23 protein-coding genes are annotated in these 24,008 nt (G+C 38.9%); 11 read left to right on the forward strand and 12 right to left on the reverse strand.

What is annotated here, in order from left to right:
* The first annotated feature begins 142 nt into the window (after positions 1-142).
* The gene (locus tag FEE95_RS04610; RefSeq protein WP_138656649.1) at positions 143-565 is read left to right on the forward strand and encodes an STAS/SEC14 domain-containing protein; all 423 of its coding nucleotides are present in this window, start codon (positions 143-145) and stop codon (positions 563-565) included.
* Here the strand turns inward: FEE95_RS04610 and FEE95_RS04615 are convergent.
* Positions 562-2,019: a hypothetical protein gene (locus FEE95_RS04615; protein ID WP_138656650.1), complete on the reverse strand. Its 1,458-nt coding sequence runs from the start codon at positions 2,017-2,019 to the stop codon at positions 562-564. The two genes, FEE95_RS04610 and FEE95_RS04615, sit on opposite strands and share 4 nt — an antisense overlap.
* Positions 2,020-2,179: 160 nt before the next feature.
* On the opposite strand from FEE95_RS04615, the gene yiaA reads away from it, so the two are divergent.
* The 4 genes from yiaA (at position 2,180) to FEE95_RS04635 (ending at position 5,833) form a co-directional block, all read left to right on the forward strand.
* Complete coding sequence (yiaA, locus tag FEE95_RS04620) at positions 2,180-2,635, forward strand: inner membrane protein YiaA (protein ID WP_138656651.1); 456 nt, start codon at positions 2,180-2,182, stop codon at positions 2,633-2,635.
* Positions 2,636-2,747: 112 nt separating this feature from the next.
* Complete coding sequence (locus FEE95_RS04625) at positions 2,748-4,052, forward strand: DUF2157 domain-containing protein (RefSeq protein ID WP_138656652.1); 1,305 nt, start codon at positions 2,748-2,750, stop codon at positions 4,050-4,052.
* Complete coding sequence (locus FEE95_RS04630; RefSeq protein WP_138656653.1) at positions 4,045-4,614, forward strand: GDYXXLXY domain-containing protein; 570 nt, start codon at positions 4,045-4,047, stop codon at positions 4,612-4,614. Before FEE95_RS04625 ends, FEE95_RS04630 begins: the two co-directional genes overlap by 8 nt.
* Before the next feature lie 55 nt (positions 4,615-4,669).
* Positions 4,670-5,833, forward strand: coding sequence for a sialidase family protein (locus FEE95_RS04635; protein WP_138656654.1), 1,164 nt, complete (start codon positions 4,670-4,672; stop codon positions 5,831-5,833).
* Between the two features lie 2 nt (positions 5,834-5,835).
* Here the strand turns inward: FEE95_RS04635 and nadD are convergent, their stop codons facing one another.
* The 6 genes from nadD to FEE95_RS04665 are packed head-to-tail and all read right to left on the reverse strand — an operon-like array spanning position 5,836 to position 10,626.
* The gene (gene nadD / locus FEE95_RS04640) at positions 5,836-6,420 is read right to left on the reverse strand and encodes a nicotinate (nicotinamide) nucleotide adenylyltransferase (protein ID WP_138656655.1); all 585 of its coding nucleotides are present in this window, start codon (positions 6,418-6,420) and stop codon (positions 5,836-5,838) included.
* Between the two features lie 39 nt (positions 6,421-6,459).
* Complete coding sequence (gene gmk / locus FEE95_RS04645) at positions 6,460-7,044, reverse strand: guanylate kinase (protein WP_138656656.1); 585 nt, start codon at positions 7,042-7,044, stop codon at positions 6,460-6,462.
* Positions 7,044-7,901 carry a YicC/YloC family endoribonuclease gene (locus tag FEE95_RS04650; RefSeq protein ID WP_138656657.1) on the reverse strand — a complete coding sequence of 286 codons (858 nt, stop codon included), beginning with the start codon at positions 7,899-7,901 and terminating at the stop codon, positions 7,044-7,046. The genes gmk and FEE95_RS04650 overlap by 1 nt, the downstream gene beginning before the upstream one ends.
* A 58-nt stretch (positions 7,902-7,959) precedes the next feature.
* Entirely contained in the window at positions 7,960-8,778 is an 819-nt protein-coding gene (locus FEE95_RS04655; RefSeq protein WP_138656658.1) for a 3-keto-disaccharide hydrolase, read from the reverse strand.
* Between the two features lie 22 nt (positions 8,779-8,800).
* Positions 8,801-9,550 carry a 3-keto-disaccharide hydrolase gene (locus tag FEE95_RS04660; RefSeq protein ID WP_138656659.1) on the reverse strand — a complete coding sequence of 250 codons (750 nt, stop codon included), beginning with the start codon at positions 9,548-9,550 and terminating at the stop codon, positions 8,801-8,803.
* Positions 9,551-9,573: 23 nt separating this feature from the next.
* On the reverse strand, positions 9,574-10,626 hold the full coding sequence (locus tag FEE95_RS04665) for a sugar phosphate isomerase/epimerase family protein (RefSeq protein ID WP_138656660.1): 1,053 nt from the start codon (positions 10,624-10,626) through the stop codon (positions 9,574-9,576).
* A 142-nt stretch (positions 10,627-10,768) separates the two neighbouring features.
* On the opposite strand from FEE95_RS04665, the gene FEE95_RS04670 reads away from it, so the two are divergent.
* The 3 genes from FEE95_RS04670 to FEE95_RS04680 are packed head-to-tail and all read left to right on the forward strand — an operon-like array spanning position 10,769 to position 14,707.
* Positions 10,769-12,472, forward strand: a complete 1,704-nt coding sequence (locus FEE95_RS04670; protein WP_138656661.1) for a GMC oxidoreductase — start codon at positions 10,769-10,771, stop codon at positions 12,470-12,472.
* A gap of 9 nt (positions 12,473-12,481) precedes the next feature.
* Positions 12,482-14,179, forward strand: coding sequence for a GMC oxidoreductase (locus FEE95_RS04675; protein WP_138656662.1), 1,698 nt, complete (start codon positions 12,482-12,484; stop codon positions 14,177-14,179).
* Positions 14,180-14,236: 57 nt separating this feature from the next.
* Complete coding sequence (locus tag FEE95_RS04680; protein ID WP_138656663.1) at positions 14,237-14,707, forward strand: ASCH domain-containing protein; 471 nt, start codon at positions 14,237-14,239, stop codon at positions 14,705-14,707.
* 63 nt (positions 14,708-14,770) lie between these two features.
* Here the strand turns inward: FEE95_RS04680 and FEE95_RS04685 are convergent, their stop codons facing one another.
* From FEE95_RS04685 to FEE95_RS04700, 4 genes are read right to left on the reverse strand one after another with little or no spacing between them, the layout of a single operon-like run.
* A complete protein-coding gene (locus tag FEE95_RS04685) occupies positions 14,771-15,910 on the reverse strand; it encodes a Gfo/Idh/MocA family protein (protein ID WP_138656664.1) in 1,140 nt (379 codons plus the stop codon).
* A gap of 56 nt (positions 15,911-15,966) precedes the next feature.
* Positions 15,967-17,193, reverse strand: coding sequence for a nucleoside permease (locus FEE95_RS04690; protein WP_138656665.1), 1,227 nt, complete (start codon positions 17,191-17,193; stop codon positions 15,967-15,969).
* A 12-nt stretch (positions 17,194-17,205) separates the two neighbouring features.
* Positions 17,206-17,649 (reverse strand): DinB family protein, encoded by a 444-nt coding sequence (locus tag FEE95_RS04695; protein WP_138656666.1) that lies wholly within the window; start codon positions 17,647-17,649, stop codon positions 17,206-17,208.
* A gap of 29 nt (positions 17,650-17,678) precedes the next feature.
* Positions 17,679-18,671, reverse strand: a complete 993-nt coding sequence (locus FEE95_RS04700) for a sugar phosphate isomerase/epimerase family protein (protein ID WP_138656667.1) — start codon at positions 18,669-18,671, stop codon at positions 17,679-17,681.
* 229 nt (positions 18,672-18,900) lie between these two features.
* Between FEE95_RS04700 and FEE95_RS04705 the strand changes: the two genes are divergently transcribed.
* From FEE95_RS04705 to FEE95_RS04715, 3 genes are read left to right on the forward strand one after another with little or no spacing between them, the layout of a single operon-like run.
* Positions 18,901-20,619, forward strand: coding sequence for a GMC oxidoreductase (locus FEE95_RS04705; RefSeq protein ID WP_138656668.1), 1,719 nt, complete (start codon positions 18,901-18,903; stop codon positions 20,617-20,619).
* Complete coding sequence (locus FEE95_RS04710; RefSeq protein ID WP_138656669.1) at positions 20,619-21,266, forward strand: gluconate 2-dehydrogenase subunit 3 family protein; 648 nt, start codon at positions 20,619-20,621, stop codon at positions 21,264-21,266. The genes FEE95_RS04705 and FEE95_RS04710 overlap by 1 nt, the downstream gene beginning before the upstream one ends.
* 10 nt (positions 21,267-21,276) lie before the next feature.
* Positions 21,277-22,191: a hydroxypyruvate isomerase family protein gene (locus FEE95_RS04715; RefSeq protein ID WP_138656670.1), complete on the forward strand. Its 915-nt coding sequence runs from the start codon at positions 21,277-21,279 to the stop codon at positions 22,189-22,191.
* A 71-nt stretch (positions 22,192-22,262) separates the two neighbouring features.
* Here the strand turns inward: FEE95_RS04715 and FEE95_RS04720 are convergent, their stop codons facing one another.
* A complete protein-coding gene (locus FEE95_RS04720) occupies positions 22,263-23,627 on the reverse strand; it encodes a TrpB-like pyridoxal phosphate-dependent enzyme (RefSeq protein ID WP_138656671.1) in 1,365 nt (454 codons plus the stop codon).
* Between the last annotated feature and the right edge of the window lie 381 nt (positions 23,628-24,008).

The following is a 24,008-nucleotide window of genomic DNA, read 5'->3' on the forward strand; positions in this document are numbered from 1 at the left end:
TCAGTGAAGGTTGCGGTTTTTCTCACAAGAAAAATTTCAGTTACCGAAAATTTGATAGCGTTCAACGAAAATCTGGTTTTTCGACTTTTTCCTGAACTAATACTGGACTTATAAGGTTATATTGTTTAACTTTTAAGTGATAATGGGCACAACGACAAAAATAAATAGAAAGGTATTATCTACCCTAGAAACCAAAATCGGAAAGTTTGAGTATTACTCAAATATGGTTGTTGGAGAGGTGAAAGAGGGAGTTCACGTAACTTTTGAGACCGCCGTAGAACCCTTGCAGGAAGGCGCCCAGATATTCGGGTATGCTGAAAACTTTGTTTACATATCACACCGACTTCATTCCTATTCAATAGATCCTACAGGCTACTATGAGGCTGCAAGTATGTTTCCTAATTTTAAGGCCCTGGCCATTGTCGCCACTAATAGACGCAGACGTATGCTTGCCAACTTAGAACGTCTTTTTATGAAACGTCCCATTCATGTATTTGACAACCTAGAGTCGGCCTTTGAATGGGCTGAAACGTTTTTAGAGAATCAACCCAAAAATCCTTTTTAAGTTACCAATTCTATAGTAGTATGGTATAGATTCTTTTCTTCCATTTTAGCCTTTAACCAGGCATAAAAGCTCATTACAAAAATGTCTTCTTGTTCTTTACCTATCCATTCAAATGAATTTTCTACTTCATTCTTGAACACGCGACTGGTTACTTGGTTCGGATTCTCATAATATCTGCTAATCAACTTTACGAATGCTAAAACGCGTTCTTCTCCCTTGTTTTGGAGCAATTTTGAGAACTTACGTTTGAACTGCTGTAGACGCACGAGAACAAGGTCTAACTTATCCAACTCCGTTAGTAATAAAATCTCGATAAGATTCTTTTTTACTACCCAAACCCATCCCATTTTTTTCTCATACCAAGTATCCGTATGACTCAGATTTTTAATGATTTGATAAGACCCCGAAAACTCATCTTGCTGAAATAAACACATTGCAATGAGGAGTTTTAAATCCAGAGAATCGCTTTTAAAATCTTTTAATATAGAAAGTGCTTTTACATGTTCTCCAGTGTAATTGTAGTTCAAAGCTTTAAGAGTAACTAACTTCTCCTCGAAACGTTTATAGTAGGTATTGTTTTCTTTTCGCATCTCTTGCTCCATTTCCTTGGTAAAACGCATTGAAGCTTCAAACTTTTTATTTCTGAACTGAGTTATCGCCAGTAAATTCAGAATACTTAAATGATAAAAGCGATGTTTGTTTTTAAGACTGCTTTTCTTATCCACAATATCGTAAAGTTCTAGCATAAAAGGAGAAATCGCATAAAAATCACTTTGTGCTTTTGCCGCTGTTGCAGTCAACTCCATTAACTGGAATAGTGATTTATAAGTAAGGGCTTCATTAACTTCTATATGGAATTCAGAAAAGGTGTTTTGAATAATATCCGATACTGAACTATGCTCGGTATTCTTCAATCTTGATTTGATAACCGCGTAGGCTCTGTTCAAATGAAATTCTTGTCGAAATAACATCATATTATTTTCAGAAGTTTCGATGATTTCCTTTAGCACCCAATTCGTATTCAAATGTGCATATTGAATCTTAGTATGGTAAATTTCATTAAGGATTGAATATAAGTCCAGGGGAATGGCCATCCGCTCCGCATTTTCCAAAGTTTTAAACGCAAGCTTGTTCAGCTTCTTTTCAAAGAAGATACGACTCGCTAAAAGCAGTTTCAAGATTTCAAGTTCTTCAGATGTCTCACCCGCAAAGCTCTTGCTGGCAACAAAATCAATCAAATTATCCTGAAGCCTTTTGCATAGTGCATGAAAGGCATTGCGAGAAGGCTTACCATACAGTTGTATGTCTAAATCCTTTGTCTTTCCCGAGTCGATAAGTTTAAAAAGCTTTTCATTTTTGGTATCTGTCCGGCGGTTCCTTCGTCGCAATTGAAGAACGAATTCTTGCTTCTCATCGGTAGTAAGTGTATTTAATATAGCAATTATTCCATACATTAAAACATAAGTAAATTTTATTATTATATCAATAAATATAGGAAATATATGATTTAATTATATTATTTAATCGTAAGTTTTTTGGGAATATTGTATTTCATATCTAGGCATTCTCCCCCATCTTTGCCCTAAATAATCGAAATTTCTAAATCAAATTAAAATGGAAAATTCAACATTTAATGAAAAAAAGGAAATCAAGAAAATTGAAGAGTTTACAGGAAGGCCAACTTCCGCGTTTGTATCCGCCTCATGGATGGCGGTGCTTATAGGAATGGTATCTTATTGTATTGGTCTTTGGAATGCGCACATGCAACTGAATGAAAAAGGCTACTACTTTACTATTCTACTTTTCGGACTTTTCTCGGTAGTATCCGTCCAAAAAAGTGTTCGTGACCGTCAAGAGGGAATTCAAGTTTCCGATATGTATTATGGTATTAGTTGGTTCACAACACTTACTTCTGTCACGCTTCTAGTGATTGGATTATGGAATGCCGATTTAGACCTTAGTGAAAAAGGATTCTATGGCATGTCATTTACCTTGAGTCTTTTTGCGGCAGTTGCTGTACAAAAAAATACACGTGATATTCAATATTTGGATAGCGTTGAAGAGAAATAATTTAGCTACTACAAGCCTGTTTGATTCACCAGACAGGCTTGTATTTAATCCTACAGAACTGTTAAAATGCAATTCCGAAATTCTTAATACGTTATTCTAAAAATACCATTAAATGAATTCAAAACTTGAAAGGCAGCTTGCCGAGCTTTTGGAAGCTGATATCATCAATTCGGAAACCGCTCAAAAGATTACGGCTTTCTATCATACAAAAGATGAAAGCAAACCGAATCGCCTCTTTACCATTTTTGGTGTTTTAGGGGCATTGTTAAGCGGTTTGGGCATCATTCTTATCATCGCCCACAACTGGGATGATATGCCTCGAAACATAAAAACCTCTTTTGCTTTTTTACCGCTTCTGATTGGTCAAATCGCGTGTGGGTTTAGTTTAATCAAAAAGAAAAGCACAACCTGGATTGAGTCTTCGGCTACCTTCTTAATTTTAGCTGTTGGTGCGACCATATCATTGGTCAGTCAGATATATAATATTCCAGGTGATTTGAGTGATTTCCTGTTGGTATGGACAGTAATCACAGCACCATTGATATATTTGATGAGATCAAACTTGGCTGTAATTATCCATCTAGTACTTGCCACTTGGTACGCTTGTTATTCCGGATACTCATTTAGTAGCATTGGTCATACCCCTTGGCTGTATTTAGTTTTATTTGCTTGGGTCATTCCCTATTATATGATGCTACAAAGACAAAAGGCAGAAACCAATATTACAGGAATAATAAATTGGCTTCTACCACTAAGTCTGGTCATTGTACTTGGCACTTTTACAAATGGTGACACATTACTACTTTTAATGTACATAGGGCTCTTCGGATTGTTTTATAACCTTGGTCAACTATCAATATTCAAAAATCAAAAACTAAGAAGAAATGGTTTTACCATTATTGGTTCATTAGGTACCATATTTCTTTTAACCATTCTCACCTTTGAATGGTTCTGGAAAGATGCAATCAAAGAAACCTACCACGGAAGCGATGTGTTGATTACCATTATCCTATTTATTGCAGGTATTGCCACTTTGGCCTATTTACATTTGAAAAAACAGGTGCAAGGTTTCAATCTATTTCAATACGCCTTTATGATTATAGGTTTGCTATACCTGACTAGAGGTATAGGTTCCGTTTACGGCATTGTCGCAACGAATCTTTTGGTTGCTGCCTTAGGTATTTTCGCAGTTCGTATTGGAATTAACAAGTCCAGTTACGGAATATTAAATTATGGCTTACTAATTATTACAGCATTAATTATTTGTAGGTTCTTCGATACAAATCTCGATTTTATCTTTCGGGGAATCCTATTTATAGCCGTTGGCGCCGGTTTCTTTTTCGCCAATTACCTTTTGATAAAAAAGCAGCGTAAAGCCGCTCTTAATTCAACTTCAAATACTCAAACCCATGAATAAATCTATATACATCACTCTGCTGTTTCTTCTGTTTGCTGTCCAATTATTCGTTCCTGCCCAAATGATATACCAACAAGAGGATACCCTTCACACAGGAACAGCTTACAAGTTTAAAACACAACCCATCGACCCCTCAGACCCTTTTCGAGGCAAATTCATTGTTTTAAACTATGAGATGGATTCTTTTGCGACAGATGAAGAAGGTTGGGACGATTTCAGCGGCAACGTTTTTGTGTACTTGAAAACCGATGCAGCGGGTTTTGCGGCAGTAAAACACGTAAGCAAAACTTTGATGGATACTTCAGACGATTATGTCATTGCCGAAAGCAGATACAACCGCAATAACAGGGTGAATTTTGACTTACCCTTTGATCGCTTTTATATGAATGAAAACAAAGCATATGATGCTGAAATTTCAGTTCGGGAAGCACAAGTCGACACAACAAAAATCTGCTATGGTTTGGTATTTGTAAAAGACGGCACTGCAGTTTTGGACAATGTTTTTATTGACGACACTCCAATTCAAGAATTTGTTGAGGAGTATCAAGAGGGTATTCAATAGACAATCGATATTATCGGTCAAATGACGTACTTTCCAGCAAGTTATTTGACTCATCATGAGAAAATCATTTTTGTTAGCTGTCTTCGGTTTTTTTTGCATCATATTGAATGCTCAAACTGTAAAAAATCCTTCATTTAATGACCTTTCACAAGACTCTACAAATACATCAATTCCTTTTTATTCAGGACTTCAAGATTATTTCTCTTTTCGAATTCCATCACTAATCAAATCGAATAACGCTTTGATTGCATTTGCTGAGGGGCGGAAGAATTCTACTAGTGATTTTGGTGATATCGATTTGGTATATCGACGCTCTTTTGACAATGGAAAGACTTGGGAACCCTTGAATTTATTATACGACCAAGATACACTGGCCGTTCAAAATCCCGTTCCTATTTTTGTCGCTTCAGAGAATAGGGTCGTGCTGCTTTTCAATACAACTTCCTTGAGTGAATATGATGTATTGAACAAAGATTACGGACCTGAAGAAGAACGAAAAGCTTACGTAACATCTTCTACAGATAATGGTGAAACCTGGGAAACTCCCAAGGAAATCACCAGACAGGTAAAACGAAAACATTGGCGTTGGCATGCTTTGGGCCCAGTTCATGGTGTTGAATTAAAATATGGTTCCCATAAGGGTCGATTGATTGCCCCAGTGGCGATAAGCATTGGAAAAGGAAATAAGGTCTACACAATGGCACTCGTTTACTCAGATGACAAGGGTGAATCTTGGAATATTGGGGCGGTCGACAAAAATCTAAAGGATGAAGTCTTGGCCAATGAAACTACTATTATTGAATTAACAGACGGTCGAATCTATGTCAACACACGTGACCAAAATGGAGGTTCCTTAGAAAAGAATCGTGGGGAGACCTACAGTTCTGATGGTGGACTCAGCTTTTCAGATGCCGTTGTAGAATCCGATAGATTTCCAAGTCCAGTTGTACAATCAGCCTTGCTTCGATGGAGTTCTGAAAAAGAAGCTAGTAAAAACGTGCTGCTCTTTTCAACTCCTTCTCATAGAGATAAAAGACTTGATTTAATCGTAATGGCAAGTTATGATGAATCGGAAACTTGGCAATCGCTCTTCAAAATCCATGATGGCTCATCTGCCTATTCAGATATGGTAAAACTTAATGAAAATACTTTGGGAGTAATCTACGAAACGGATGACTATAAGAAGATTCGATTTCGATGGGTAACTATGGATGAATAATTCTACCGATAAAAATTCATCTCATCCATATAGTTCCAAACTGCATCCGGAAGCATGGTTCTGATGTTTTTACCAGCAGCATGGTTCTTTCGGATAAAGGTTGACGAAACCTCCATAATTGGCGCATTCACTTGATGTATCTTCGGATGTTCTTTGAATTGATGTGCGACTTTTCCTTCTGAAATTCGTGGATACACATAGAGGTCGTAATTCTCCAAAATAGCCTCGAAATTCTTCCACTTATGGAAACCTTTTAAATTATCCTCACCCATAATAAGGCAAAAATGATATTCTTTGCCATACTGCTCATCCAAATGTACCAGGGTATTAATAGTATAGTTCGGTTGAGGCAAATCAAATTCTATTTTACTGGGTTTTAACTTTGGAAAGTCCTTCGTTGCCTCAAATACCATTTGATAACGGTGATGATTATCTAACAAGGTTTTCTTCGTCTTAAACGGACTTTGGGGTGTGACGACGAACCAAACCTCATCCAAATCGGAAAACTCGACCATATGATTGGCAATGACCATGTGACCAATGTGAATGGGATTAAATGTTCCGAAGTAAAGACCTATTTTTTTCATTAATAGGAAATTTATTTTCATTCCCGCATAGGCGGGAATCTACTCTGTTTGGTTAACTCCCACAAACTCAGCAACAAGTTCATGCGCTTCGTTCAAGGCGGTATCTAAATCGTAATTCTTTATGACTTTATCGAATTGAGGAGCAGTTGCGAGCTCAACGGAAGCTTTGGCAATACGCATGTTTATCTTGTCATCACTTTCAGTGCTGCGCTTTTTCAATCGAATCTTTAATTCATCAACACTTGGGGGTTTTACAAAAACTGCTAAGGTTTCTTTTGGAAACTTCTTCTTAATTCTAAGTCCACCTGCCACATCAATATCAAAAATAACATTCTTGCCTTCCGCCCAAAGTCGTTCAACTTCACTTTTGAGGGTTCCGTAAAAATTATCACGATAGACTTCTTCCCATTCTAGAAAATCATCTTTCTTAATATGTTGTTTGAATTCAGAAACGGTAATAAAATAGTAGTGTTCTCCTTCTTTTTCTTTACCTCTTCTTGGTCTAGATGTTGCTGAAACCGAGAAGGCCAAATTCAATTCAGATTGCTTTAGAAGATGCCTAACAATAGTTGTTTTACCACTTCCTGAAGGAGCCGAAAAAATAATCAGTTTTCCACCTTTCATTAGAGTACATTCAACATTTGTTCTTTAATCTTCTCTAGTTCGTCTTTCATTTGCACCACCAATTGTTGCATGGGGGCATAGTTCGCCTTTGAACCTATAGTATTGATTTCCCGTCCGATTTCTTGGGATATAAAGCCTAACTTTTTACCATTAGAATCATCAGATTTTAAAGTTTTATCAAAGTAATCCAAATGATTTGCCAAACGAACTTTCTCTTCAGTGATATCATACTTTTCTAAGTAATAAATCAGCTCTTGTTCGAAACGATTAGCATCTACATCAGCTTTGATATCCGCTACCGCTTTGTCTAAACGTTCACGTACATCTGCTTGTCTATCTGGATCCATTTCAATCACTTTGGCAAGCAATCCTTCTAGGTTTTTGATTCTATCTATAAAATCTTTCTCAAGTACATTTCCCTCTTCAGAACGAAAAATATTGATTTCAGAAAGGGCTTCTTTCAAAGCCAATTGAATCGCCTTGTACTCCTTTTCATCGATATCTTCTCGTTCGGTCTTCATCGCATCAGGCATCCGAAGAGCCATCTCAAGCAAACGTAAATCATCACCCTCGGCAATTGCACCCAATTGTTTCATATAAGTCGTGACAACCTCTTCATTAATCTGCGCAGAAGTTTCTCCACCTGTAGTTTCTACATACAACCCAAAATCTACCTTACCTCGCACTAAGGAACTTGCAATTATTTTCCGAAGCTCCAATTCCTTTTCGCGATACGCTGAGGGCATCCGTGCATTTAAGTCTAAGTTCTTACTATTGAGAGATTTAAGTTCAACGGTGATTTTTTTAGACGGAAGTTGTATTACATGCTTCCCGAAACCGGTCATTGATTGAATCATAAAGTCATTTTAGATTTTGGCAAAGGTACTGGTTTTCATGAAAGCAAGAATAGTCATGTTATAACTCCCGTACCCAAATATTGCGATAGCTCACGCGACTATTGTCACCATGATCTTGTAGCATTAAAGGACCTTTACCATGAGCAGGGTTTTTAGGCCAACCGATGTAAGGTGTAGTTCCTTTTATTTCTACATGGTCTTGAACTAAAACTCCATTATGAATAACTGTCAGAGTTCCAGACTTGATTTTACCGCCCTCAGCATTAAATTCGGGTGAATGATAAATGATCTCATAAGTATTCCATTCTCCTGAAGGCACTGAAGCCATGGCCAAAGGAGTATGTTGTTTATAAATTGAGGCTACCTGTCCGTTGACGTAAGTGTCATTATCGTTATTATCCAGAACCTGGACCTCATAAATTCCGTTAAGAAAAACTCCGCTATTCCCTCGGTTTTGTCCATCTCTCTGCACCTCAGCTGGTGAACTCCATTCGATATGCAATTGAACATCTCCAAATTCCTGCTTGGTTCTGATATTTCCTGTTTTATCAGCAACGGTCATACTTCCGTCTTTGTTGATATGCCATTTAGCAGCTGTGCTGTCTTGAACAGTCATCCAACCATCCAAAGAACTTCCATCAAAAAGAACAATCGCATCACTCGGAACTTTTCCGTTGGTAGCTGGACCAACAACAGGTACTTTAGGTTCGTAGTACTCCGTTCCTTCTGGTTCAGTTGGTTCTGGTTTAGTGTACTCTTCATGAATTATAACCTCATCTTTAACCTCGGTAGAAGTCTCACCCACCTCTTCCTTTATCTTTTCTTGACATGAAAATAGAGCAATAGATAGAACTCCTAGGATATATAATTTTTTCATTGTTGAACTTATTTCAGGTTACTTATAACTCTTTTATTTTGATGTTTCTATAGGCCACAACATCACCATGATCTTGCACTCCTATTTTGCCAGTTGTGTACTTGGCAAAATGTTCCCAATCGGCAAATTTTGATTTCGAAACCATTTCTCCCCATTCGGGATTATTTACCGGAAAATTCACAACTTCAACCTCATTGAGCACAACGATTCCCATGTTCGTTTTATGGTTAATGGTAATCTCACATAGATTCCATTCCCCAATGGCTTTGGTAACATCTTCTGAAGGTGAGACCATATCATACAACGCTCCTGCTTGATGGCTCGTTCCATTTTTACCATCGGGGTGTTTATCGTTGTCAAGCACCTGAATCTCTGGTCCTGTTTCGTAAGGTTGCCCTAACTCTGGCAACTCCTTTACACCCCAAAAAATACCACTATTTCCAGCTTCCGCGATTCGCCACTCTATAGAAAGTACAAAATCAGTATACTCGTTATCTGAAACCAAATTGTAGCTTTCACCATTTCTTTCTTTTGGGGGATAGAAAACCATAGCGCCATCTTCTATTTTCCATTGTTCCGAAACCCCTTCCTTTCTATATTCGTGCCAACCATCAAAGGTTTTACCATTAAAAAGAACCTTCCATTCATTTTGCGGAACTTCCATTTCAGTTTTGGCCATTGCATTAGAAGCTTTTTCCTCAACCCCTTTTGCTTTTTCTTTGCATCCGATGACTAGGCTAGTCAAAAGTGCTGTAAATAGAAGTTTTTTCATTGGTGGTCTATATTTAGTTATTACTATGTTCCTAGTATTTTTCTTAGCATGTCTTTATCCACATCCGCTCCAGCGAAATCATCAAAGGTCTTCTCTGTCGCTTCAATTATATGATCTTGGATGAAAATCGCCCCTTCGCGTGCTCCTTGCTCCGGACTTTTAATACAACACTCCCATTCCATTACCGCCCAAACATCACATCCGTATTGTGTCAACTTTGAAAAAATGGTTTTGAAATCGATTTGACCGTCACCCAAGGAACGATAACGTCCTGCACGGTCTCCCCAATCATTATAGCCTCCAAAAGCACCTTTTTTCCCAGTTGGGTTGAATTCTGAATCTTTGACGTGGAATGATTTTATGAACTCATGGTAGTGGTCAATATATTCAATATAATCCAACTGTTGTAAAACGAAATGACTTGGATCGTAAAGAATATTTACCCGTTTATGATTTCCTGTGGCTTCCAAAAATCGTTCGAAAGTATCGCCATCATGTAAATCTTCACCTGGGTGAATTTCATAACAAACATCAACTCCCTCTTCATCAAAATGATTTAAAATTGGCATCCAACGTTTGGCCAATTCTTCGAAGCCCATTTCTACTAATCCCGCAGGTCTCTGTGGCCATGGATGCCAGGTATGCCAGAGCAAAGCACCTGAAAAAGTAGCATGAGCTGTGATACCCAATCTTCGACTGGCCGTAGCGGCTTTCTTGACAACATCCACTGCCCATTCCGTTCTTGCTTTCGGATTGTTCTTCACATTATCAGGAGCAAAATTATCGAACATTAAATCGTATGCAGGGTGTACCGCCACCAATTGACCCTGAAGGTGCGTTGAAAGTTCCGTGATTTCCAGTCCGTACGAATTGACTTTCCCTTTCAGCTCATCACAATAGGTTTGGCTTTCAGCAGCCTTATCCAAATCGATAAGAAAGCTTTCCCAAGTGGGAATCTGAATGCCTTTATAACCTAAATCAGAAGCCCATTTACACATTCCATCCAAGGTATTGAATGGAGCTTTGCTATCTACGAATTGTGCTAAAAATACTGCTGGTCCTTTTATTGTCTTCATTTTATGTGTTACTAGAAGTTATTGAATCTAAAAATTATGGGAATTTAACCCTATATTTAGTGAGGAAATGTTCCCTGTACTTTCTTTCCAAGTGAAGTTATAAATATAGGGAATACCATCAGAAAACCATAAGAAATCTAGAATGAATCCAGAAGAACAATACGATGCCATTGTAGTCGGAACAGGTATAAGTGGCGGTTGGGCTGCTAAGGAACTATGTGAAAACGGTTTAAAGACATTAGTGCTCGAAAGAGGGCCAATGGTAAAGCACATTGAAGATTATCCAACGATGCACGATGACCCATGGGATTATCCTTTAAAAGGAGAATTATCTGCTGAGGACAAGAAAAAGTACCATGTTCAATCACGGGTGAATTGGGCTCCCAAAGAAGACGTCAAACACTTTTTTGTCAATGACTTGGAACACCCTTATGTGGAGACCAAACGCTTTGACTGGATTCGTGGTTATCAAGTCGGAGGGCGTTCCTTAACCTGGGGTCGTCAAAGTTACCGATGGAGTGACATAGATTTTTCAGCGAACAAAAAAGAGGGGGTGAGTATAGACTGGCCTGTTCGATATAAAGATATATCGCCATGGTATGATAAAGTTGAAGAATATATTGGGGTTAGTGGGGAAGCACTTGGTTTAGATGTATTACCTGATGGGAAGTTTCAACCGCCGATGGATTTAAACTGTGTTGAGGAAGATTTTAAAAAAGCTACAGCCGAAAAATTTGACGATGGACGTTTAATTACCATTGGTAGAACGGCTCATATTACTGACCCAAATTCCACTTTTGAAGGTCGCGGGGTTTGTCAAAATCGAAATCGCTGTTGGAGGGGCTGTCCTTTCGGAGGATATTTTAGCAGTAACTCTTCCACACTTCCTGCCGCTGAACGTACGGGAAATATGACACTAAGGGCCAATTCCATAGTACATGAAGTAATCTATGATGATAAAACTAAGAAAGCAACTGGAGTTCGGGTAATTGATACGGAAACCCATGAAAAACTAGAGTTTAAAGCCAAGGTAATATTCCTATGTGCATCAGCAATGGCGTCGGTAGGTATCTTGATGCAATCAAAATCAAAGCGATTCCCTAATGGGTTGGGTAATGATTCAGACGCATTGGGTAGAGGAATTATGGATCATCACTATAAACTAGGCGCAAGGGCCAAAGTCGAGGGTCATTTAGATAAATACTACAAAGGACGTAGAGCTAACGGTTTTTATATACCACGGTTTGTAAATCTTGATGAGAAAACAAAACGTGAAGGATACCTTCGTGGCTTCGGTTATCAAGGCACTGCAAGCCGGAATGATTGGTCAGCTTCAATTGCCGAAATGGGATATGGTAAAGATTTAAAAGAAGAGGTTCTAAAACCCGGTCACTGGGAAATCGGCGTTACCGGTTTTGGAGAGTTCTTGCCACATGATGACAACCGCGTTACTTTAAGTGCAACAGAAAAAGATAAATGGGGCTTACCACAGTTAGACTTCGATGTAGAGTTCAAAGAGAACGAGCTGAATATGAGAAAGGATATCAAAAAGGAAATTGTTGCGATGTTCAAAGCTGCCGGATTCAAAGATGTGGAACCTTATGAAGAACCTTCTGGACCAGGGTTAGGGATTCACGAGATGGGCGGGGCCCGAATGGGCCATAGTCCTAGAAATTCCATTGTAAATAAGCACAATCAGATTCATTCCGTCCCTAATGTTTATGTTACCGATGGTGCTTTTATGACCTCATCTAATTGTGTAAATCCGTCCTTGACGTATATGGCATTTACTGCTAGGGCTGCCAATCATGCTGCAAAGGAATTTAAGGCCGGTAAATTCGCCTAAACCATTTTCATGGAAGATATTTTATACGACGCTATTGTAGTTGGCACAGGAATCAGTGGGGGCTGGGCCGCTAAAGAGCTATGTGAAAAGGGGCTTAAAACTCTGGTTTTGGAAAGAGGCCGCATGGTAAAACATATAGAAGATTATCCTACTATGAATAAGGATAATTGGGATTTTAAACTTGGAGGTCAATTGTCGTCAAAAGAAAAAAAGAAATTTCATACTGAAAATCGAAAATGGGCTCCTGGTGAGGATAATGCCCATTTTTTCGTTAATGCGGTCGACCACCCATATGAAGAAACCAAATCCTTTGCCTGGATGCGCGGTTATCATGTAGGTGGGCGTTCGATTACTTGGGGAAGACAATCGTATCGTTTTAGCGAAATTGACTTCGAAGCTAACCGAAAAGATGGTCACGGTATTGACTGGCCCATTCGTTATAAGGATATTTCACCTTGGTATGATAAAGTTGAAAAATACATTGGTGTAAACGGAGAAAAATTAGGCTTGAAACAACTTCCTGATGGAGAATTTTTACCGCCTATGCAGCTGAATTGTGTGGAGCAAGACCTTCAGAAATCAATGAAAACAAAGTTCGATGACGGTCGTTTGTTGACTATAGGACGCAGCGCGAACTTAACCGGAGTAGTTGAAGATCAAGAAGGCAGAACACTTTGTCAATATCGGAATCGATGCAGTAGAGGTTGCCCTTTCGGAGGGTACTTTAGTAGTAATTCTTCTACTTTACCCGCCGCGGAAAGAACTGGAAATATGACCCTTCGACCAAATTCAATTGTTCATGAAATCATTTATGATGAAGCCTCTAAAAAAGCAACCGGCGTTCGTGTAATTGATACGGAAACCCATGAAAAATTGGAGTTCAAGACTAAATTTATTTTCCTTTGTGCTTCGGCAATGGCCTCTGTCGGTATTCTATTGAAATCAAAAAGCGAGCGTTTTCCTAATGGTTTAGGTAATGATTCAGGAGCGCTTGGCAATGGTATTATGGATCATCATTTTCAGGCCGGAGCAAGTGCCGATGTACCAGGTTATTTAAATAAGTATTATAAGGGTAGAAGGCCCAACGGATACTATATTCCTAGATTCGTAAACCTTGACCAAAAAACGAAACGCAAAGACTATGTCAGAGGATTCGGTTACCAAGGTGGAGCAAGCAGGAGTGATTGGTCATCAGCAATTGCTGAAACCTCTTATGGGAAAAATTTAAAGGATGTAATCTTGAAACCAGGTACCTGGCGAATTGGAATGACCGCTTTTGGTGAAGTTTTACCTTACGATGAAAATAAAGTTCGATTGAGTAAAGACAAAAAAGACAAATGGGGGTTACCGTTGCTTGACTTTGATGTTGCCTACAAAGATAACGAAATGAAGATGCGCAAAGATATGGTCAATGAGGCTATCGCCATATTTGAACGAGCGGGTTTTGAAAATGTGCATGGGTACGATACTCAAAATGGGCCGGGAAGCGCTATTCATGAAATGGGAGGCGCAAGAATGGGACACAGCCCGAAAAACTCAATTGTGAATAAGAACAATCAAGTGCATTCTGTACCCAATGTTTATGTAACTGATGGAGCTTTTATGACCTCATCTAGTTGTGTGAATCCGTCATTGACCTATATGGCATTTACAGCCAGAGCTGCAAACCATGCGGCAGAACAATTTAAAACAGGGGAGTTCTCCTAAAAGCTTCTTATATTTAGAAACTAACAATATTAACTAACCGCCATACGTTAACATTTCATGGACAACGCTTCAGCCAATAACATGTGGGGGGACTATCTAAAAAATCATCTTGAAGATGTCTTCCACGAACCCCCAAAAGTTTATCATTTTTGTGATAATGAAGAAGATGCGAATACATGTGCCAAACTCGTAAAAGACGGTATTAAGAAAGCTACTTCGGATTCTTTACTAGGACTTCAGTATAGGAACGAAAGATTACCTAAAATTGGTGACTTTCTTATTGTAACTGACTGGGAAGGCAAAGCACAATGCATTGTTGAAACAACCAAGGTAACACTCAAACCTTTCTTTAGTATTACCGAAGAATATGCACGTCTTGAAGGCGAAGGAGATAAATCATTAGCTTATTGGAAAAAAGTACATTGGGATTATTACACAAGAGAGTTAGAACAATTCGAACGCGTTCCTCGGGAAAGTATGATTATCGTATGTCAAGAATTTGAAAAGGTTTTTGAACGGAAAAAATAAAAATATCTTATAAAGAAAAAGCCGCTAAATAGCGGCCTTTTCTATTCCATATTTTATTGAAAATTACTTCATCATCCTAACCCAAGTGTTCTTTTTCTTATGTGATTCTACCGTGGCTTCGATAAAGTTCATTCCGCGAACTCCATCTTCCATAGTTGGAAATTCACCATCGTTATACTTTTTACCACGAATGGCCTTCGCAGCTCCTAAATAAATATTAGCCATGGAATCAAAAATACCTTCTGGGTGACCCGCTGGAAGCTTAGTACCGTCTAAAGAAAGTTTAGAATTATATGCATGACCTGGTTTATAAACCTGAAGCGGTTCCGTATCACTCATTTTGTATAAGAAGTTAGGCTTTTCCTGTTCCCATCTGAACGCTCCCTTAGAACCATAAATGGCAATAGCCAATCCGTTTTCCTCACCAGTTGCTACTTGACTGCCTCGAATAACGCCTTTCACGTGTTCATCCATACGGATTAAAACCGTTCCATCAACATCCATCTTATTATCCTTGTAGAGATAGTTGAAATCACACAATAGTGATTTAACTTTAAGCCCTGTGGTATATTCAACCATATTAAAAGCATGGACGCCGATATCGCCCATGCAAGAGCTGATTCCTGCTTTTTTCGGATCTAATCGCCAAACTGAATTTCTTTTTTTCTTGTCATGGATAATAGTGTTTATCCAACCTTGGTAGTATCTCGCATCCACTTTGTGAATCTTGCCAATAGCACCTTTTTTAATCATTTCACGCATTTGGCGTACCATAGGATAGCCGGTGTATGTATGCGTTAAGGCAAAGACCGTTCCTGCCTTTTTGTGTGCTTTCTGCAAAATTTTTGCTTCGGCCAAAGTAGTAGTCATTGGTTTTTCACAAATGACATGAAAACCGTTATCCAATAGCTTTTTTGCCATTGGAAAATGCAAAAAGTTCGGTGTCAGAACTGAGCAAACCTGAATACGTTCATTTTCAGGAAGCTTCATTTCCTCTTCTATGAGTGTATCAAAATCAGGATAGATTCGTTTTAAGGGAACATCTATTTCTCTTGCAAAAGCTTTGTTAGCCTTGAAATCTGGATTGAAACATCCTCCGACGATTTCATAGTTATCATTGATATGCGCTGCAACGCGATGTAATACTCCGATGAGGGAGTCTCCCCCTCCTCCTAATACTCCTAATCTTATTTTCTTTGGCATGGAATTGATGTATTAATGTTATGTTTTTCTTTAAGGATTATGAATATATAAAATATCTAAGATTCGTAAGCGATTTTTTCATTTTTGAACAAAAGGGCAAATAAAAGTAATACTACAGCAGCAAAACCTGCAGGATATAGCCAAATGGCTTCCCAATTATGAGTTCCTCCTGCAACAAGATAGGTATCTGTTATTTTTCCGGCAATCCAAAATCCTATTAACATGCCTATACCGTAAGTGGCTAATGTAATCAATCCTTGAGCTGCGCTTTTATAGGTGGAACCTGCCTTCGTATCGGTATAAATCTGTCCTGAGACGAAGAAAAAGTCATAGCAAATTCCGTGTAGTGCTATTCCTCCTAATAATAGAAATGTGAGTTCACCTGCATTACCATAAGCAAATAGAAGATAGCGGAGGCCCCATGCGAGCATAGCCACTAAAATGGTATTCTTAAATCCAAACTTCTTGAAAAAGAAGGGGAGCAACAACATAAACAAAATCTCGGAGATTTGCCCAATAGTCATTTTACCTGCCGGATTGGTTACTCCGACTTCCCCTAAAAATTGTCCGGCGTGTTGAAAATAAAAGGCTAACGGAATGCAAATCAATACTGAAGCAAGAAAAAAGATTAAGAAGTTTCTATCTTTTAAAAGTCCAAGTGCTTCCAAGCCAAGAATTTCAGATAAGGTTACTTTCTTCGACCTATAAACTCGAGGTGGTGTTTTTGGTAATGTAAAGCTAAAAACACCTAAGATTGAAGAGGATATTGCCGCCATTAAAAAGGTATTTCTCAGAATTCCATCCGACATTCCCGTTTGCGAATCCCATCCGAAAAAACTAATCAGAAGTCCCGCAGCTATCCAACCTATTGTTCCGAATACACGGACAAATGAGAATTCTTTCGCTGGGTCTTTCATCTGATTAAAGGAGACTGAATTTACCAAAGCCAAAGTAGACATATACATAATCATATATGCTAGTAGAAAAGGATAAAACACTGCAAAATCTGAGGTGGTATAGAGCAAATACATAAGTACTGCTCCGAGTAAATGCAGTACGCCTAAAATACGTTCTGCATTGAAATAACGATCGGCAATCAAACCTATGAAAAAGGGCGCTAAAATTGCCCCCCAAGATTGGGTCGAATATGCAAGTGATATTTCGGACCCGCTGCTACCCAATGTATTTGGAAGATAAATCCCCATGGTAACAAACCAACTTCCCCAGATAAAGAATTCTAAGAACATCATCACAGAAAGCTGTGCCCGAACTTTAGAATTCATACTTTTTCCTGTTTATCGTTTGTAAAATACGTAGTCCAATTGAAGTGGTTCGAGTCCATTTTGTCTAAAATCAGTAGCCATCTGACCTCGATGATGTGTTGAGTGATTGATAATATGAAATAGGATATCCTGCACTGTATTGGTAAACAATCTCCCCTCAGCGTTTTCGTAATCAATACGCTTTTCAAAATCATCGGCATTGGATGTAATTTCAAACGAACTTCTTTGGTTTTCGTAATGAATATCACCCCAATTCTTTATCTCGTGGATTTGAAATACATCATACTCTGCTTCTTTATCCATCAACTTGGCATTCCATCGGTGATGGGTATTAAGAATATGACTGAAAAGCCATATGCTCTTTTCAGGTATATCGTCTAAAGCGGAACAGGTCTCGATCAACTTTTTATTACAGTAAAAATTGTAATCGAACAATTGGTTGAAAAATACTTTCACGAATTGAAATATATTTATTTGGTTGGGGACTAATTAAGTTCCTTAGCGACTTTTAACATCAAATCTTTGGTTGCTTTGATTCCTGCTTCCTCACTTAGGATGCTTCCCTCGTATTCAACGCCGATGAAACCGGTATATCCAGCATCTTTTACCATTTGCATCATTTTTACATAATCGATTCCAATGGCGTTTCCTGCTTCATCAAAATCATTTGATTTGGCACTTACCGCTTTGGCATGCGGCATCAATTCCGCAACACCTTTGTATTTATCATATTCTTCTTTACAACTCCAATCTTCATTTCTAGTGATACAGAAATTTCCGAAATCGGGTAAAGTTCCACAATTATCAAGATTGACTGCTTTCATAACTTCCGCATGCAATGCTCCATTTGACGATAGACCTCCGTGATTTTCTACGAGTACATTGATATTTTTTGTTTTCGCGTAGGTACAGAGTTTGGTGAGTCCATCAACCGCACTTGGCTTCCACTCTTCAGGCACCATACTCCCATTCAAATTCACACGAATTGCATGACAACCCATAGCGGCAGCTGCATCAACCCATTTCTTATGGTTTTCAACAGCTTCATTGCGTTCCGCTTCATCATTTACAGCTAAATTGCCTTGACGATCAATCATAATCAATACATTCTGCATACCATGCTTTTTAGCTTCAGCATTGGATTTTTTTACAAATGCAGCCATAACTTCATCAGAATATTGATTATTCTCCAAATCCGCCGGGTACAGCTGACTTACATATTCCAATCCTGTAAAACCCCAACTCTTTGCTTTTTCAGCAAAAGTATACGGGTCAACACTATCGTTGCGAATCATTTTATTAATTGACCATTGCGCGAGTGAAAGCTTGAAAAAGGGTTCATTAATTTCCTCAGCAACACTGACAGCTTCCTTATCCTCATTATTCGTTTTCTTGTCCTCTTTACAAGCATACATTCCTATGAGAACGCATACCATTAATACAGGTAAAATATTTCGGGTAAAGTTTCTTCTTTTCATTGGTCTTGATTTTATTTAGATTATAATCGGACTAAAGTTCTGTTATCTTCAATGTGAATAGTTAACTATCAGGGTATTAACATTTTTCTTGCGGATTATGTATTTCATAGCATTGCGAATTGTACAACAAATTATCACAAAACACCCTGTTTTAGGCAACAAGAATAGTTTTTAAAAGTAGAAAATTAATTTTTAATTTAATAAATTTAGGGACTAAACAATTCAGTACATGAGTAAATTTTACTACAATGAAGAACAAGAGTCGTATGATGCGATTGTTGTAGGTACGGGTATCAGTGGAGGCTGGGCCGCGAAGGAACTATGCGAGAATGGTTTGAAGACCTTGGTTTTGGAGCGGGGACGCATGGTAAAACACCGCGATGACTACGAAACGGCTAACATGGATCCTTGGGATTTCCCCAACGGAGGTCAGCCGACCCAAGAGATGGTTGCCAAACAAGAGAAACAAAATAGAACCGGATATACAACCAATGCAGCAAGCCACATGTGGTTTGTTAATGACTTGGAACATCCATATAATGAAACAAAACGCTTCGACTGGATGCGTGGGTATCATGTTGGTGGCCGTTCGTTACAGTGGGGTCGTCATAGCTATCGCTGGAGTGATATTGATTTTAAAGCTAATGCAAATGATGGTCATGGCGTTGATTGGCCTGTTCGCTATAGGGACATTGCACCATGGTATGATAAAGTGGAATCTTACATTGGGGTAACTGGTGAGATGTTGGGATTACCTCAATTACCGGATGGCCAGTTTGAACCGGCATTGGAGCTCAATTGCCTCGAACAACATGTTCGTGAAAAAGTTGCTGAGAATTTCGATGGTCGCGTAATGACTTCAGGACGCGTTGCGCATATCAATAGTGACAAGCAATTCGATGGAGACGGAAGAACCAGATGCCAATACAGAAACCGTTGCATAAGAGGTTGCCCTTTCGGCGCATATTTCAGTAGTCTGTCTTCTACCTTACCCGCTGCCGAGGCAACAGGGAATATGACCATGCGAGTGGATTCAATTGTACACGAAGTAATGTACGATCCAGATACGAAGAAAGCGACCGGAGTAAAAGTAATCGACCGTCTCACTAAAGAGACCTTTGAGTTCAAAGCAAAGGTCGTTTTCCTATGTGCTTCAGCTGTTGCTTCAACCTCTATTTTGATGCAATCAAAATCAGATCGTTTTCCGAATGGTATGGGCAATGATTCTGATCAACTGGGTAGAAATATTATGGACCATCATTTAGGTGTCGGTGCTTCAGGAAAATTTGATGGCTTTGGAGACAAGTACTACAGTGGTCGAAGACCTGGTGGAATCTATTTGCCTAGGTTTAGAAATCTTGGTGGTGAATCCAATAGAGCCGATTACAAACGTGGTTTTGGTTATCAAGGTGGTGCAGGAAGAGGAAATTGGGAGGAATCAGTTGCTGAGCTATCTCACGGCGCAGAACTTAAGGAAGCAATTCTAAAACCTGGCGGATGGACTTTCGGCATGGGTGGTTTCGGAGAAGTATTACCTTATGAAGACAATCGATTCACGCTAGATTATGATAAATTAGACCAATGGGGATTACCTACTGTAACTTTCGATGCAGAATTCAAGGATAATGAATTGAACATGCGAAAGGACATGATGCAGTCTGCAGTTGATATGCTTACAGCAGCAGGCATGCGTGATGTAGAACCTTTTGACAGAGAAACTGCCTTAGGTTTAGGAATCCATGAAATGGGGACGGCCCGAATGGGACGAAACAGAAGAACTTCGGTACTTGACGGAAACAACGCTTTACATGATGTGCAAAATGTTTATGTAACCGATGGTTCCTTTATGACCTCAGCAAGCTGTGTAAACCCATCATTAACCTACATGGCATTTACCGCCAGAGCTGCAAATCACGCAGCGCAAGAACTTAAAAAAGGAAACATATAATGGATAGAAGAAAAGCACTCAAAAATATGGGGCTTGCTATGGGATACACCGTGGCAACTCCTACGCTTGTCAGCATTATGCAAAGCTGCAAAAGTGAAACTGTAATGGAATGGACACCAGATTTCTTCACTAAGGACCAAGGAACTGTTCTTACCAAATTGGTGGATATCATCCTTCCCAAAACAGATACCCCTTCGGCTTCTGAAGTCCAGGTGAACCTTTTTATTGACCGTTTTATCAACGAAGTGGTAGATGAAGAACAACAGGGGTTCATCAAAATGATTACAGGTCGTTTTATGGAAAAAGCCGTAAAAGACGCTGGCGAAGAAAAAGTTTCTGATGTTAGTGTAGAAGCTCTTGAAAAAACACTGGCCTCTGCTCTAAAAGTTTCCAAGGAAGACGAGTCTAAAAATGGGGAAGCTGTCCAAGCCTATATGACGGCAATGGCTGAGGGCAAAAAAGCTGTACTTGATGATAATGTAGCTAGTCATGCATTTGCAAGTAACTTGAGAAATATGACCATAATGGGTTACAAGACCTCTGAGTATATTGGAGAAAAGGTATTGAACTATTTACCTGTACCTGGCAAGTATGTTGCCTGTGGTGATGTTCAAGAGTTAAGTGGTGGAAAGGCTTGGTCACTTTAAAACCTTTCGAATGAAAAGAAGGAGCTTCATACAAAAAACAGCCCTAACCGGCGGAGCATTCTCCTTGGGTGGGGCTTTTTCATATGCATCAAATGAGACACTACCTATGAAACATCAATTCAATTTGAAATACGCACCACATTTAGGTATGTTCAAACATCATGTAGGCGAGGACCCAATAGATCAGTTGAACTTTATGGCTGATCAGGGATTTACGGCCTTTGAAGATAACGGAATGATGAAACGAGATGTTGCGGTACAAGAAAAGATGGCGAAGACCATGCAGGATCGTGGTATTGAAATGGGTGTTTTCGTAGTTGATAAAGGCGGCAATATGGCCAATACCTTGGCCGCGGGCAAACAGGAATATATCGATATCTTTTTGGATGGATGTAAAAGAGCGGTCGAAGTAGCCAAACGTGTCAATGCCAAATGGATGACCGTTGTGCCTGGAGGGTTTGAAAGAAAGCTTCCAATTGGTGTTCAAGATGCAAATGTAATCGAGGCTCTAAAAAGAGGAGCAGAAATTTTTGAACCTCATGGTTTAATAATGGTGCTTGAACCGCTTTCTGATTCCCCAGATTTGTATTTGCAGAATTCAGACCAGACCTATATGATTTGCAAAGGTGTTGATAGTCCTTCATGCAAAATACTTTACGACATCTATCATTTACAAAAAACTGAAGGCCATCTAATTCATAATATGGGACTTACCTGGGATGAAATCGCCTACATTCAAATAGGTGACAACCCAGGAAGAAAAGAACCTACCACAGGTGAAATCAATTATAAGAATGTCTTTAAATGGATTCATGAAAAAGGTTTTACAGGTATTCTAGGTATGGAGCATGGAAACTCCAAAGAAGGTAAAGAAGGTGAACAGGCGGTTATTGATGCCTATAAGCATGTTGATAATTTCATGTAATCTTTCAAATAAGTTTTATGAAATAGAAAAGGCTTCCGTTTGGAAGCCTTTTCTATTTACTTCTTCTTTACTTAATTAATCTCCGGAGTATTTAATCGCGCAATAGACGCATTGATTTCTTCTTGTGACAACTCGTGCTTTATTATATTTCCGGCGAAATAATCATCATACGCTTTCATATCGAAGTTGCCGTGTCCACACAAATTGAAAAGTATGGTCTTTGAAACTCCTTCCTCTTTGCATTTATTAGCTTCTGCAATCACTGTTGCAATACCATGTGTAGCTTCCGGCGCGGGAATAATACCTTCTGTTTTGGCAAATAACACCCCTGCCTCAAATACTTCTAGATTATCATGAGCAACCGCTTCAATCAAATTATCTTTCAATAATTGACTAACAATAACTCCTGCTCCATGATACCGTAATCCTCCAGCGTGAATTGGTGCGGGAACGAAATCATGACCCAAAGTGTACATCGGTAATAAAGGCGTCATTCCACCAGTATCACCAAAATCATATCGGAAAACTCCCCTAGTCAGTTTGGGGCATGAAGTAGGTTCACTTGCAATACAGCGAATGCTTCTTCCTTCATCCATATTCAAACGCAAAAATGGAAATGCCAATCCAGCAAAATTAGAACCTCCACCAAAGGGAGCAATAACAATATCAGGCATATCACCGGCCTTCTCCATTTGTTTTATGGCTTCTTGACCAATTACTGTCTGATGTAACTTTACGTGATTAAGAACGCTTCCTAGGGCATACTTGGTGTCTTCTCGCTGAGCTGCCATCTCTACAGCCTCTGAAATTGCAATTCCTAACGAACCCGGACTGTTCGGATCTCCTTCTAAAATTTTTCTACCAGCTTCGGTCAAATTTGTTGGAGAAGCAAAAACGTTTGCTCCCCATGCATTCATCATTGACTTTCGATAAGGTTTATGATTATAGGAAAGCTTTACCATATATACGTCACAATCGATTCCGAAATGTTGACACGCAAAACTTAATGCACTACCCCATTGACCAGCTCCAGTTTCTGTAGTTATCTTTTTTACACCTTCTTGTTTACTGTAATATGCTTGAGGAACCGCTGTATTGGGTTTATGTGACCCAGATGGACTAACGCCCTCATATTTGTAATATATTTTTGCTGGGGTATCCAAAGCTTTTTCCAGGCCATAAGCACGATATAAGGGGGTTGGCCTCCACAAAGAATATATATTTCGGACCTCATCAGGAATTGAAATCCATTTTTCAGTACTAACCTCCTGTTCAATAAGTGCCATTGGAAACAAGGGAGCCAAAGCCTCTGGACCAATCGGCTCTAAAGTTCCAGGATGTAAAGGAGGAAGTGGTTTATTTGGCATATCAGCCACAATATTATACCAGTTTTCAGGAATCTCTTTTTCTTCGAGGGTAAATTTTCTTTGTTTCATAAGAGCGGTTTATTAGTATTTTTCTTAAATATAGCAAAAGCGGTTCAAAACAAAATATCGTTGAACGGTAATAAATACGGTAGTTCGTCGGATAAATTCATTCTAGAATGTAGTTCATCGAAAAAAATGACCCTTTTCGATATACTGCACAATGACGGTATAAGATAATGCTTTTCCGTACCGTTCTAAATACATGTCCCACTTATACGCAATATTAGCCTACTGTGTGTTGATGCTTCTTGCAAAGGTAGCTTACACGTATTTTACAAGTCCGAAAAAGGAAAAAGCTGTTCGACTCAATTGGAATTTAAATCTAGTTCATTTGAGACAGGCATTTATGAGTGTGTTTTTTTAACAAAACTTTGTCTAAATCACTCTCAA

It is taken from the genome of Maribacter algarum (ex Zhang et al. 2020) (assembly GCF_005885635.1).
GTDB lineage: Bacteria > Bacteroidota > Bacteroidia > Flavobacteriales > Flavobacteriaceae > Maribacter_C > Maribacter_C algarum.

What these genes read in the sequence shown, in the direction of transcription:
- FEE95_RS04670 (WP_138656661.1), top strand. Translation starts at nt 10,769, where the DNA reads ATGAATCCAGAAGAACAATACGATGCCATTGTAGTCGGAACAGGTATA.
- FEE95_RS04685 (WP_138656664.1), bottom strand. Translation starts at nt 15,910, where the DNA reads ATGCCAAAGAAAATAAGATTAGGAGTATTAGGAGGAGGGGGAGACTCC.
- FEE95_RS04650 (WP_138656657.1), bottom strand. Translation starts at nt 7,901, where the DNA reads ATGATTCAATCAATGACCGGTTTCGGGAAGCATGTAATACAACTTCCG.
- FEE95_RS04705 (WP_138656668.1), top strand. Translation starts at nt 18,901, where the DNA reads ATGAGTAAATTTTACTACAATGAAGAACAAGAGTCGTATGATGCGATT.
- FEE95_RS04660 (WP_138656659.1), bottom strand. Translation starts at nt 9,550, where the DNA reads ATGAAAAAACTTCTATTTACAGCACTTTTGACTAGCCTAGTCATCGGA.
- FEE95_RS04635 (WP_138656654.1), top strand. Translation starts at nt 4,670, where the DNA reads ATGAGAAAATCATTTTTGTTAGCTGTCTTCGGTTTTTTTTGCATCATA.
- FEE95_RS04710 (WP_138656669.1), top strand. Translation starts at nt 20,619, where the DNA reads ATGGATAGAAGAAAAGCACTCAAAAATATGGGGCTTGCTATGGGATAC.
- gmk (WP_138656656.1), bottom strand. Translation starts at nt 7,044, where the DNA reads ATGAAAGGTGGAAAACTGATTATTTTTTCGGCTCCTTCAGGAAGTGGT.
- FEE95_RS04675 (WP_138656662.1), top strand. Translation starts at nt 12,482, where the DNA reads ATGGAAGATATTTTATACGACGCTATTGTAGTTGGCACAGGAATCAGT.
- FEE95_RS04680 (WP_138656663.1), top strand. Translation starts at nt 14,237, where the DNA reads ATGGACAACGCTTCAGCCAATAACATGTGGGGGGACTATCTAAAAAAT.
- FEE95_RS04610 (WP_138656649.1), top strand. Translation starts at nt 143, where the DNA reads ATGGGCACAACGACAAAAATAAATAGAAAGGTATTATCTACCCTAGAA.
- FEE95_RS04700 (WP_138656667.1), bottom strand. Translation starts at nt 18,671, where the DNA reads ATGAAAAGAAGAAACTTTACCCGAAATATTTTACCTGTATTAATGGTA.
- FEE95_RS04655 (WP_138656658.1), bottom strand. Translation starts at nt 8,778, where the DNA reads ATGAAAAAATTATATATCCTAGGAGTTCTATCTATTGCTCTATTTTCA.
- yiaA (WP_138656651.1), top strand. Translation starts at nt 2,180, where the DNA reads ATGGAAAATTCAACATTTAATGAAAAAAAGGAAATCAAGAAAATTGAA.
- FEE95_RS04665 (WP_138656660.1), bottom strand. Translation starts at nt 10,626, where the DNA reads ATGAAGACAATAAAAGGACCAGCAGTATTTTTAGCACAATTCGTAGAT.
- FEE95_RS04615 (WP_138656650.1), bottom strand. Translation starts at nt 2,019, where the DNA reads ATGTATGGAATAATTGCTATATTAAATACACTTACTACCGATGAGAAG.
- FEE95_RS04715 (WP_138656670.1), top strand. Translation starts at nt 21,277, where the DNA reads ATGAAAAGAAGGAGCTTCATACAAAAAACAGCCCTAACCGGCGGAGCA.
- FEE95_RS04630 (WP_138656653.1), top strand. Translation starts at nt 4,045, where the DNA reads ATGAATAAATCTATATACATCACTCTGCTGTTTCTTCTGTTTGCTGTC.
- FEE95_RS04625 (WP_138656652.1), top strand. Translation starts at nt 2,748, where the DNA reads ATGAATTCAAAACTTGAAAGGCAGCTTGCCGAGCTTTTGGAAGCTGAT.
- FEE95_RS04720 (WP_138656671.1), bottom strand. Translation starts at nt 23,627, where the DNA reads ATGAAACAAAGAAAATTTACCCTCGAAGAAAAAGAGATTCCTGAAAAC.
- nadD (WP_138656655.1), bottom strand. Translation starts at nt 6,420, where the DNA reads ATGAAAAAAATAGGTCTTTACTTCGGAACATTTAATCCCATTCACATT.
- FEE95_RS04690 (WP_138656665.1), bottom strand. Translation starts at nt 17,193, where the DNA reads ATGAATTCTAAAGTTCGGGCACAGCTTTCTGTGATGATGTTCTTAGAA.